The organism is Micromonospora sp. NBC_00858 (assembly GCF_045207365.1).
Classification (GTDB): Bacteria; Actinomycetota; Actinomycetes; order Mycobacteriales; family Micromonosporaceae; genus Micromonospora.
Window position 1 is genome coordinate 3441266 of record NZ_CP108828.1, and the last position, 10564, is coordinate 3451829.

At 67.0% G+C, this 10564-nt stretch carries 10 protein-coding genes; 1 reads left to right on the forward strand and 9 read right to left on the reverse strand.

Going from position 1 to position 10564, the window contains the following annotated elements; translation table 11 throughout:
- Positions 1-17: 17 nt before the first annotated feature.
- The 6 genes from OG990_RS16040 to OG990_RS16065 form a co-directional block, all read right to left on the reverse strand.
- Entirely contained in the window at positions 18-986 is a 969-nt protein-coding gene (locus OG990_RS16040; RefSeq protein ID WP_328414908.1) for a D-ribose ABC transporter substrate-binding protein, read from the reverse strand.
- A 65-nt stretch (positions 987-1051) separates the two neighbouring features.
- Positions 1052-2173, reverse strand: coding sequence for an ABC transporter permease (locus tag OG990_RS16045; RefSeq protein WP_328414907.1), 1122 nt, complete (start codon positions 2171-2173; stop codon positions 1052-1054).
- Positions 2170-3714, reverse strand: coding sequence for a sugar ABC transporter ATP-binding protein (locus tag OG990_RS16050; protein ID WP_328414905.1), 1545 nt, complete (start codon positions 3712-3714; stop codon positions 2170-2172). Before OG990_RS16050 ends, OG990_RS16045 begins: the two co-directional genes overlap by 4 nt.
- Before the next feature lie 44 nt (positions 3715-3758).
- Positions 3759-4409, reverse strand: a complete 651-nt coding sequence (locus OG990_RS16055) for a DUF2291 family protein (RefSeq protein WP_328414903.1) — start codon at positions 4407-4409, stop codon at positions 3759-3761.
- A 1724-nt stretch (positions 4410-6133) separates the two neighbouring features.
- Positions 6134-7681 (reverse strand): PQQ-dependent sugar dehydrogenase, encoded by a 1548-nt coding sequence (locus tag OG990_RS16060; protein WP_406081242.1) that lies wholly within the window; start codon positions 7679-7681, stop codon positions 6134-6136.
- Between the two features lie 397 nt (positions 7682-8078).
- Positions 8079-8663: a hypothetical protein gene (locus OG990_RS16065; protein WP_328414900.1), complete on the reverse strand. Its 585-nt coding sequence runs from the start codon at positions 8661-8663 to the stop codon at positions 8079-8081.
- Between the two features lie 5 nt (positions 8664-8668).
- Between OG990_RS16065 and OG990_RS16070 the strand changes: the two genes are divergently transcribed.
- On the forward strand, positions 8669-8932 hold the full coding sequence (locus tag OG990_RS16070; protein ID WP_406081244.1) for a hypothetical protein: 264 nt from the start codon (positions 8669-8671) through the stop codon (positions 8930-8932).
- A 183-nt stretch (positions 8933-9115) separates the two neighbouring features.
- Here the strand turns inward: OG990_RS16070 and OG990_RS16075 are convergent, their stop codons facing one another.
- The 3 genes from OG990_RS16075 to OG990_RS16085 are packed head-to-tail and all read right to left on the reverse strand — an operon-like array spanning position 9116 to position 10169.
- Positions 9116-9352, reverse strand: coding sequence for an IS3 family transposase (locus OG990_RS16075; RefSeq protein WP_406081245.1), 237 nt, complete (start codon positions 9350-9352; stop codon positions 9116-9118).
- Entirely contained in the window at positions 9328-10041 is a 714-nt protein-coding gene (locus tag OG990_RS16080; RefSeq protein ID WP_406081246.1) for an IS3 family transposase, read from the reverse strand. Before OG990_RS16080 ends, OG990_RS16075 begins: the two co-directional genes overlap by 25 nt.
- Positions 10038-10169, reverse strand: coding sequence for a hypothetical protein (locus OG990_RS16085; RefSeq protein WP_406081247.1), 132 nt, complete (start codon positions 10167-10169; stop codon positions 10038-10040). The genes OG990_RS16080 and OG990_RS16085 overlap by 4 nt, the downstream gene beginning before the upstream one ends.
- Between the last annotated feature and the right edge of the window lie 395 nt (positions 10170-10564).

Sequence of the window (10564 nt, forward strand, 5' to 3'; positions counted from 1 at the left end):
CCCGTCGGACCGCCGGATCAGCCGGCGACGACGAAGTTGTTCAGCTTGTCCGCGTTGTCCTTGGTGACAAGCACGCAGTCCAGTGCCTGCTTCTCCTGGGCCGCACCGGTCTTGCCGTTCTTGAGGAACTGGTCGGCCTGCTGCACCGCGAGCGTGGTGCCCTGGACGATGGGCTGCAGCACGGTGGCCACCATCTCCCCCGCCTTGACGGCGTTGACCGCGTCCTGGTTGCCGTCGAACCCGAGAACCTTGATCTTCGACAGCTTGCCGGCATCCTTGAGTGCCTGGATCGCGCCGAGGGCCATCTCATCGTTGCCGGCCACCACGCCGGTGATGTCGGGGTGCGCCCGGAGCATGACCTCCATCTTCTGCTTGCCCTCCGCCCGGTCCCAGTTCGCGGTCTCCCGCTGCACCGACTTCAGGTCCGGGTACTGGGCCAGCACCTCGGCGTAACCGTCGGAGCGGACCTTGGCGTTGTTGTCGGTCGGGTTGCCGAAGAGCTCGACGTACTTGCCCTTGCCGCCCATGGCCTTGGCCCACTCCTGAGCACCTACGGTGGCGCCCTGAGCGTTGTTGGACACGATCTGGGACTTCGCGATGCCCTGCTCGGCGATCTCGGCGTTGACCAGGAACACCGGGATACCGGCGTCAGTGGCCTTCCGCACCGCCCCGACGCTCTCCTTGGCGCCGGCCGGGTCGAGGATGATCGCCTTGACCTTCTTCGAGATGGCCCCGTCGATGAACTGGTTCTGCTTGTCGGGGTCGTTGTTGTGGGCGTCGACCGTGGTGTCGTACCCGAGCTTCTTGGCCTCGGCGACCGCAGTGTCGACCTCGGCCTTCCAGTACGGGTTGGAGGGGTCGACCGTGATGACGGCGACGGTTCCGCCTGCCTTGTCGCCGCCGGAGCCGGAGCCGGAGCCGCCACAAGCGGCGACGCCGAAAACCACCGCCATCGGCAGGGCGAGCAGGGCGAGTCTGCGCTTCATCGAACACCTTCTTTTTCGAGGGATGGGGGATGGGGGATGGACGTCTGTGAACGGGTGGAACGACGTCACCGGGCACCGGCCAGTGCCGGGTCGCCGGCAGTGGACGTAGGGTCGGCCGGCGGGTTCGGGGCGGCGGCGCGCTTGAGGTCGCGGCGCTTCTGCAGCATCTGCTGGATCTGGTCAACAGCGACGGCGAGGATGATGACCGCCCCCTTGATCACCTGCTGCCAGAAGACGGACACCCCGACCAGGACGAGACCGTCAACGAGGAAGCCGATGACGAAAGCGCCGATGAGTGTTCCCCGGATCGTGCCTCGGCCACCGGAGAGGGCGGCGCCGCCGATGACCACCGCCGCGATTGCATTGAGCTCGTAGAATTCGCCGCCCCGCGGGGTGGCTGCCGGCAGGTCGGCGGCGAGCAGCAGACCGACGGTGCCGGCGCAGAAGCCGGAGATGACGTAGATGAGGACCTTGACCCGCCGCACCGGTACGCCGGACAGTTCCGCCGCTCGCTCGTTGCCACCGGTGGCGTAGAGCCACCGGCCGAACGCGGTGCGGTTGAGCACCAGGGAGAACACGATGGCGAAGACGACCATCAGCCACACCGGCATGGGAATGCCGAGCGGGGTGCCGGCGAGGACCGGGATGAAGCCTCTGTTTCCCAGTGTCTCCTCACCGCGCAGCTTGGTGAAGGTCTCCCCGTTGGTGATCAGCAGCGCGATGCCACGGGCGACATAGAGCATGCCGAGGGTGGCGATGAACGGCGCGACGTTCAGCCGGGCGACCAGCAGCCCGTTGACATAGCCGACCAGGGCCCCCACCGCCAGCGAGACCAGGATCACCACCCACACCGACGGGTAGGCGACCATGTCCGAGAAGGGAACGTTGGAGCCCTGCAGCAGATAGCCGGCCATCACGCCTGACAGGCCGACGGTGGAGCCGACCGAGAGGTCGATGCCGCCGTTGAGGATCACCATCAGCATGCCGATGGCCAGGATCGCGTTCATGGCGACGTGCCGGGTCATCAGGATGAGGTTGTCCGGCTGCAGGAAGTTTGACGACAGCGACGAGAAGACGATGATGATGATCGCCAGCGCTACCAGGGCCCGTCCCTCGACGAGCAGCTTGTTGAGGTTCACCCGACGGCCGAGGATCCGAGGGCCGATGGCGGCCTGTGTGTCGCTCATTCCGATGCTCCGATGTGTAGGGCCTCAGGCTCGGGCTCGCCGGAGGCGGCCATGACTTCCTCTCGAGTGGCGGTGCCCGGGTCGAACTCCCGCACGATGCGGCCCTTCGACATGACGACCAGCCGATGCGAGGCGGTCAGCGCCTCGCTGATCTCGGACGTCGCGTACAGCACGGCGAGACCCTTGCGCGCCTCGTGGAACAGCAGGGCGAAGATCTCGCCCTTCGCTCCGACGTCGATGCCGCGGGTGGGCTCGTCGAGCAGCAGGACCTTGGGCCGGGTCATCAGCATCTTGCCGATGACGACCTTCTGCTGGTTGCCGCCGCTGAGGGAGGTGAGCGGGGCACCCGGTCCGGCGGTCTTCACCCGCACCTCCTTGATCATGGTCTGGACGTCGGCGTTCTCCCTGCCGCGGGAGACGAACGTGCGTTTGACCATGGACAGCAGGCTGGACAGCGACATGTTCGCCCCGACGGACATGAGCTGGACGAGACCGTCGCGCTGGCGATCCTCGGGGACGAGCCCGATGCCGCCGGAGATCCGCTCCTCGATCGAGAGCCGACGCAGATCCCGGCCTTCCAGGAGCGCCCGGCCGGCCGCGATGGGCTGCCGCCCGGCAAGCGCTTCCAACAATTCGGTACGGCCTGCGCCCATCAGACCGTAGAGGCACACGATCTCTCCGGCGCGCACCTGCAACGAGACGTCGTTGACTGCCAGCCGACCGCTGGCGTCCGGATCGGGTACCCGGACTTTCTCGATGGAAAGGGCGACCTCCCCGTGGCCGCGCGGCTCGCCGGTGAAGTCGTACTCGGCGGCGCGCCCGACCATCTTGGACACCACCCAGGGCAGGTCGATGTCGGCCGCGTCCTTCTTGGCGACCAGCGCCCCGTCGCGGAAGACCACCGCGTGGTCGGCGATCTCGATCGCCTCCTCAAGGTGGTGGGAGATGTACACGATCGCCACGCCCTGGGACTTCAGCTCGCGAATGACCTTGAACAGGACCATGACCTCGGCCGCGCTCAACGCTGATGTCGGCTCATCCATGATCAGGATTCGAGCGTTGGTGGCGAGGGCCCGCGCGATCTCCACCACCTGTTGCTGACCGAGGCGCAAGTCAGCCACCAGGGTGGTGGGTGCAATGTCCTCCTCCAGCCTCGCCATGAGCTCTCGGGTGATCTCCCCCTCGCGCGCGTAGGCCACGCCACCGCGGCGCGAGCGCAGCTCGCGCCCGACGAAGATGTTGTCCCGGACGTTCAGGTTCGGACAGAGGTTGAGCTCCTGGTGGATGATCGAGATGCCGCGGTCGACCGCCTGGGTGGTCGACCGCAGGTCGACAACCTTGCCGTCGAGTTCGAGGTGGCCGCTCGTCGGCCGCTCGACGCCGGAGAGGATCTTCATCAGCGTGGACTTGCCGGCGCCGTTTTCACCAAACAGAACGGTGACTTTCCCACGTCGCACCTCGAAGTTGACGCCCTTCAGCGCTCGGGTGACACCGTATGTCTTGGTGATGTCGACCGCGCGCAGCACCACGTCGTCGTCCATGCCGGGAGGCGCGTCACCGGGTACCGAGGACGCGCTGGGCGCGATCACGACCGCGCCTCGATTTCGACCGGCTGGATGACGAAGGATTTCGGCGGTCCCCCCGTCGACCAGGCTCCGTAGACCGTCACTCGCTTGCCCTTCAGCGACGCCGGGTCGATCTTGGCGAGCACGTCCTGCTGCATCCGGAGCTTGAACTGGTTGGCCACCGACTGGTAATCACTCTGTCCTGCGAAATCACCAAACTTGATGGTTCCAGTGGCGTCCCGGACCGGCGTTCCACTGAGGGCCGGCCCGACCGGGACGCGAACCGCGGTACTGTCCGGCACGCCGGAGACTTTCAGCTGCATGAAGTTCTCATCGACCTGGTCCACCGTGCCGGTCACCTTGACCGGAATGGCGTAGGAACCACTGCCCAGGTCCTGGCCGTACTGCTTGCCGGCGGCCGCAGGGTCCGCTTCGACGGCTGGCGCCAGCACCTCGAGGTCCGTTGCCTTCTCCTTGATTGCGCCCGCGACCTCGGGAAATGCTTTCGCAGCGTAGCTTTCCGCATTGAACGGTGCCGGGTTCAGCTCCGCCGCCTGCTGGGGCGAGAGGAACTTGGTGTCGAGCGCCGCCGCAACCAGGAGGGCAGCAATGACGGCGAGACCCACGAGCCTTTTCATCGATCTCGACCGATGTCCCTTCTCGGAACTCATACAGTCACCTCAAATCGGGGGTTGCCGCAGGGGCGGCGAGCGTGTGGGGAAACGCCCAAGAAGATCTGTGATGTTCGCAGCCTAGGATGTGAACTCTTGGGAGCACAAGTGTTAAGACAAGATTTCTTGGGGACACCTGCCGGACGCCTGCCCGGCCTTTCGGCGGTAGGTTTTGCCCGTTTGATACGGAACCTGACCTCGCCCCAATCCTGACGGGGTGGCCGGGTCCGGCAGCCGCCTCAGGGAAACCTGTGACTCGACCAGGCCAAGTTGCACAGGGGCGGGTTACCGGCCGGGCGGAAGCGCCGACTGCGTTCCGGGGTATCGCGGGTTGCCCGTCGCCTCGCGGCACCCTCTCTAGACGGCGACGGCAAGACGGTCAACGACGGCGCCTACCCTCGTCTGGGCCGCCTCCCCGACGAGCGCAACAACGACCTTGTGAGCTTGGTGTGGCACCGTTCCCGCGCTGAGCGGCGCGGACTGCCGCCGCCAGACCACCAAATTTCGCTGCCGTCGCTGCCAGATGTCGGTGAGGACGAAGATCCGCTGCGGCCCTGGCCAAGGCAGTGGCGGCCATCCGTACGCGTCCCGCGACGCTGCTGGTCGAGGTCCCACGAGTGCACGACATAAGCGGGGGTGTGACCCCTGCCAGCCGGACACCCCGGATTCCTGTCAGTCGCGCAGTACCGCTGTCTCCTTCGGTGCCGCCGAAGAGTTCTCCAACCAGAAGGGCCTGGTCAAGGCATCGCCGGTGGGATCGGTGTCTCAGATGAAGGGACCGCCGACAGCTCCAGGACGATCGACCCCAACGCTACTCATCGACCTACGCCGCGCTGCCGCGGTGATTTTCGGCGTCCCGTGGCACTGGCCGGCGTCAGACAGCCTGGGGGCAGCAGTACGTGACCCCTTCGACCTCTACTGGGAGGTCAAGCGGCCCGAAGCGCGGCATCGTTGCTGGTCAGCAGCCTGACCGGGAAACAGCCTAGTGAGCTCTTCGCTGCGGTGACCACTTCGCCGGCCTGCACCCAATCTGCTCCCAACGCAAGGCCCAGCCGCCACACCGGGTCCTTACCGCCCCGAGCGGCTCACACTCCCCCACCAGGCGACGCAGGCAGCAGTTGAAGTACGTTCAGAGCCGTTGAGCACTGCTGTGTGAAACAGGACGCCGCACCTACTCTGACCTGCGAAAACGAGGACCCGCACGTCGTGGTGGGTGCAGTTGGATGCCGTTCAGTGCCGTTGAGCGCTGTTTAACGCCGTTCAGTGCACCCGGTTGCTCCCAACCTGCTCCCCAATTTCGGCCCGCGAAACCGGCGGCGGTCGATCGGCTGACACGGCCAACTCGACCGGGGCGGGGTAAGAGAGCTGCTGGACCCGACCCGACCATCGCCGGTGTGACATCGAGAAGCGCGCCCTTGTCCGGCTGGTCGAGGCAGCGCAGGGTATGCCCGACGGGACCCGGGCGATGGGGTCACCAGATCGAGCGGTGACGTCTCTTGGTCGAACGCCTAGTTGATGCCTGCTCGACGTTGCAGCCAGTTCGGATCGGGTTCCGGTTGCGAGGGGCGCTGTCGCCGAGTCGTCTGGCTCCGAGGTCCGGGCTGCGTCGATGTCGGCGCCCCGAGATGGGCTGACCACTTCGATGGTCGGCACCGCCGCTTCGCGGGTGACCCGCCCGTCCGACATGCCGGGCGGGCGGGTCACCGGGTCAGGTTTGACACTCGTCAGCGGCGGTAGACCGTGTAGACCGCGCCGTTGGTCAGCGAGAGGACGGACAGGTTCCCGTCCGGGGCGGTCTCGATGTCCGTGACGACCCCGAAGTCACGGCCGATCAGAAGGCTCTCGCTCTCGGTGATCTCGTGCTTGGCGAGGTTGTCCGCCACCCGGTCGTTCAGTCGTGGGTCGTCGACGGCGATCTTCTGGCCATTGCCGGTCAGGTTGAAGTGGAACAGGTAGCCGCCGTTGAGGGCGGGCGTCGCGGCGCCCATGAACAGGTCACCCTTGAACTGCGGCCCGAGCGCTCGGCTGTTGAGGAAGCCCATCCCGCCGGGTGCGACCTCCCACTTCCAGCTGAACTCGGGATCGCTGTAGTGCGCCCCGGGGAGCATGTACAGCCTGCCGAGCGCTTGTTGCGTGCTGTCGGCGATGTTGCTCGGCGGCCAGCGCAGTTGCTGAAGGTTCTGCCCGCCGAACGTCGTCTCGATCTCCTTGAACTGGGCGACGCGCTGCACCGGTCCTGCGATCTGGATCCAGCCGCCGTTCATGCCCGGCTCCAGCCGGTTGATCTCGCTGAAGCTGTCGTCGCCGTTCTCCTGCATCCACACGTTGCCGGTGTCGGGGTCGACGGCCATGCCGAAGCCGTTGCGGTGACCGTAGGAGAAGATCTTCTGTAAGGTGGCGCCGACCTCGCCGCCCATGGCGGCGCCGGGACCGTAGAAGGGGTTGTCGGTGGGTGTGGTGCCGTCGTCGTTGAGGCGCAGGACGACGCCGCTGAGGTGGGCGTTGTCTGTTTGCGGGCCGCCGAACTGGTCGTCGGGCACGGTCGGTCCGGGGCAGACGGCGGTGGGGCCGCAGGTGAGGTTTTGCAGGTGGCCACGCCGGCCGAGGTCGCCGGTGAAGGTGTACAGCTTCCCGTCGCGGCCGAAGTCGATCACTCCGCCGTTGTGGTTGGCGCGTGCGGGCTGGCCGGCGTCCTCCTGACGGGCTCGGATGCGGATCAGGTTGCGGTCGAAGGTGAGTGTGCTGCCGTTCCACACGAACCGGTCGACCCGGTTGCCGAGCAGTGGGGTTTCGCTGAGGACGGTGGTGTCCGCGCCGGTCGTGCTCTCCGTCCAGTACAGGTAGACCCCGGGGTTCGCGGGGAAGTTGGGGTGTAGGGCGATCCCGAGCAGGCCTCGCTCGGAGCCGGAGTTGACGGCAAGGTCCAGTGGCGTGCTGGCGACGGCTCCGTTGACCACGCGTTGGATCCGCCCGGTCGTCTTCTCGAGCACGAACATGTCGTTGTCGCCGATGAATGCCAGGCCGGTGGGGCTGGTCAACCCCGTTGCGGCAGTCCGCACGGCCAGCTTCGGGTCGAGCATTGTCGGGCCGCCCTCGGCGTGGGCTGGGGCGCCGATGGCGGTCATGGACAGGGCTGATGCGGCCAGGGCCAGCATCACGGTGGCGGCTCGGGTTCGGCGGCGGGCGGGTGTTACGCGGCCGTTGGGTGATCCATTCGGCACTTGCAGGGTCTTGCGGCGTGGGACGACGGTACGGCGAGGTCGTGCGTGCATGCCAAGCTCCCTCTTGCCCGAGTGGTGGCGAGTGTTCTGCGGGCGGCGGGGGCCGGCGTGCCATCCGACTGCCGCCGCTTGGCGCGGTTGGGTTGTGGTGCTCCCCCTTCCGTTCAATCCGGGCGCGGCCGACGGCCGGGGGGCCGTTGCGTCCGGGCGAGTCTGCTGGTGGCTACCGGGTCTCCCGCCGTGGACACCCGGCATGGCCCGAGGTCGACAGCCCGCAGAACGATCGTCGGGGAAGGCGCGCCGGGACCTCGGGTCTCACTGGTAGGCACGCACCCCTGGTACACCCGGTTCACCTTCGATCGAAGAAATTCGACGGAGGCAGGGCAGGGCAGGGCACGAAGAGGCCCCTGGCCAGCGGTCATGCCGGCCAGGGGCCCCTTTGAGGCGATCAGCCTACGTCAGCCGTCGGACTCGCCGACGGGATGTAGGCGCCCGGCACGTCCTCCGGCGCGAAGATCTTGTCCTCGCCGGGGTACGGCTTCGTCCACGCGTGCGCCTGGTACCACGTGAAGTGGTTCATCTGCGCGGGGTTCGCGTAGTCGGGCTTGGCGTCGGGCCCGGTCAGCCGCTGGTGCGACTTCCACTCGTCCCACTGCGCTGCCACCTGCTGCTTGTCCGCCGGCACCGTCGCCGGCGGCACGGCTGCGGCGAGGGGGTTCTGCGGCGCGGGGGTGTCCACGCCGCAGGCAGGCGGGGTGGCCAGACCCGCGGTCAGCGAGGTCCGGTTCGGCAGCGCGGTGAACGGCGTGAAGTCTGCGTTCTGGGTGAACGCCTGACGCATCGGGCTGGCGGCGCTGTCCTTCTGGTTCATCGGGTGGATCCCGAGGATCTGCTCGATGGTCCGGATCATCGTGATCTGCGTGTAGTAGTGGCTGTCGACGACGCCGCGCTGGGCCCAGGGGCTGATGATCTGGATCGGGGCGCGGTGGCCGCCGACGTGGTCGAGGCCCGCCTGGGAGTCGTCCTCGACCACGAAGATTGCCGACCCTGCATGCCCGACGGGCGCGGGTAGCCGAGCGAACCGCAATCGTCCTGCCTGACGGGGTTCTCGACATCGGCGGGGTCCGGCACACCACGCCATCCGCAGCGGCGCGAGCCGTGACTGGGACAGCGGAAAACGGCTGGTCGTTCTGGCTGGTTGACCGAAAGAGCCGCCGCTGCCTCAGCGATCTTTGGCATCAGTACGTCGACCAGCGTGATGTCGATGTCGATGATGATGACGCCCCCGAGGAGGACGACTAACGGCCACCGAGGTTCGGACCGAGGGCCATGCCCGCCGCGGTACCGACCGCTTCTCCAACCTGGGCATCCATCGGTGGGTCGTGGAGCAAACATGGCTGGGTCGCGACTGGTCCGGACTTCTTTGGCGGCCTGCTATCGCCAAGGGTGACGACCTGAGATCCCCCCGCTTTGATGGAGCGGTGGTTACCTGCTGCCGGCTGGTGCAGGGGTGGCGATAGTTGGTTCGGCTGGTTGCGTCTGGCGGGTGTGCCAGGCGTTTTCGTACTCGTTGGGGCTGAGGTAGCCCAGTTCCTTCTGGATACGGCGGGTGTTGTACCAGCCGTCGATGTAGGCGAAGATCGCGTTCTCGGCCTCGTCGCGGGTCCGCCAGCTGGTGCGGTAGACGAGTTCGATCTTCAGCGTTGACCAGAAGTTCTCCATGAGCGCGTTGTCGTATGAGTCGCCGACGGAGCCCATCGACGGCAGGATCCCGTTGTCCTGTAAGCGTTCCGCGAAGCGGAAGGACGTGTAGTTGGCCCGCGGTCTGAGTGATGGATCAACTGGCCGTCGCGGACGTCGCGTGACCAGATGCCGTATTCGAGGGCGGCGAGGATCAGGTCGGTGTCGCAGCGGTCGGAGGTCTTCCACCCGACGATCCGGCGGGAGAACACGTCGCGGACTGCGGCGAGCCAGAACCCACCCTCCCCGCAGGGAATGCGGGTGGCATCGGCGACCCAGAGCCGGTTCGGCCCGTCGGCGGTGAACTGCCGGTTGACCAGATCCGGCGCCGGCGTGTGCCGCGGGTCCTGCTTCGTGGAACCGCCGCGCCAGCCTCGACGCAGGAACGCACCCTGCCAGCCCTGGCCGGCCATCAACCGCTCCACCCGCTTGCGGCCCACGCGAATGCCGTCACGGCGTAGCTGCCGGTGCACCCGGTCCGCGCCATAGGTGTACCCGGACGCCTCCCAGATCTCGTGGATGTTGGAGATCAGCCCCAGGTCGACCACGTCGCGGTCGCAGGGCTGTTCGGCCTGCTTGACCCACGCGTAGTAGGTCGAGGCGCCGACATTGAGGACCCGTAGCAGGAGCGCGACCGCGAACTGGTCACGGTGTTCATAAATGAACGTCATGACCGTCGCCGGGTCGGGTCGAGCTCCGCCGCGAAATACGCGCTCGCCGCTTTCAGGATCTCGTTCGCCCGGCGCAGCTCAGCGACTTCCTTGCGCAGCCGCCGGTTCTCCTCGGCCATCTCACTCATCGGTCAACTCACCACGACGCACCACCGGCACATCGTCAACGATCAACCACTACAAGATCGGCAGGACACGCCCTAGTCCGATGCTCCCTATCTGCTGGTAGCAGCGTGACCGGGCACCGGACCGATGCCCAGCCAGCGCCGCGATTCGCTGCCCTCTCAGCATGATCAGGTCTGCCGCGACCGCCCGCTCGATGACTGCATCGGCCGGCAAGATCACGCCAGCACGGATTCACATTCAGGGCTGGGCGCGCATCCCAGATTGAACCAGAAACTCAGAGCGTTTCGGCGCGAGAGACCCATGCCGGTCGCCGACCCGGGCCGCCGCCTCATCGTCAGCGCCGCCGGGCGGCCGGCATCGGCGCCACCAACGTCGCGGGTCCAATGTAGCCACGGAT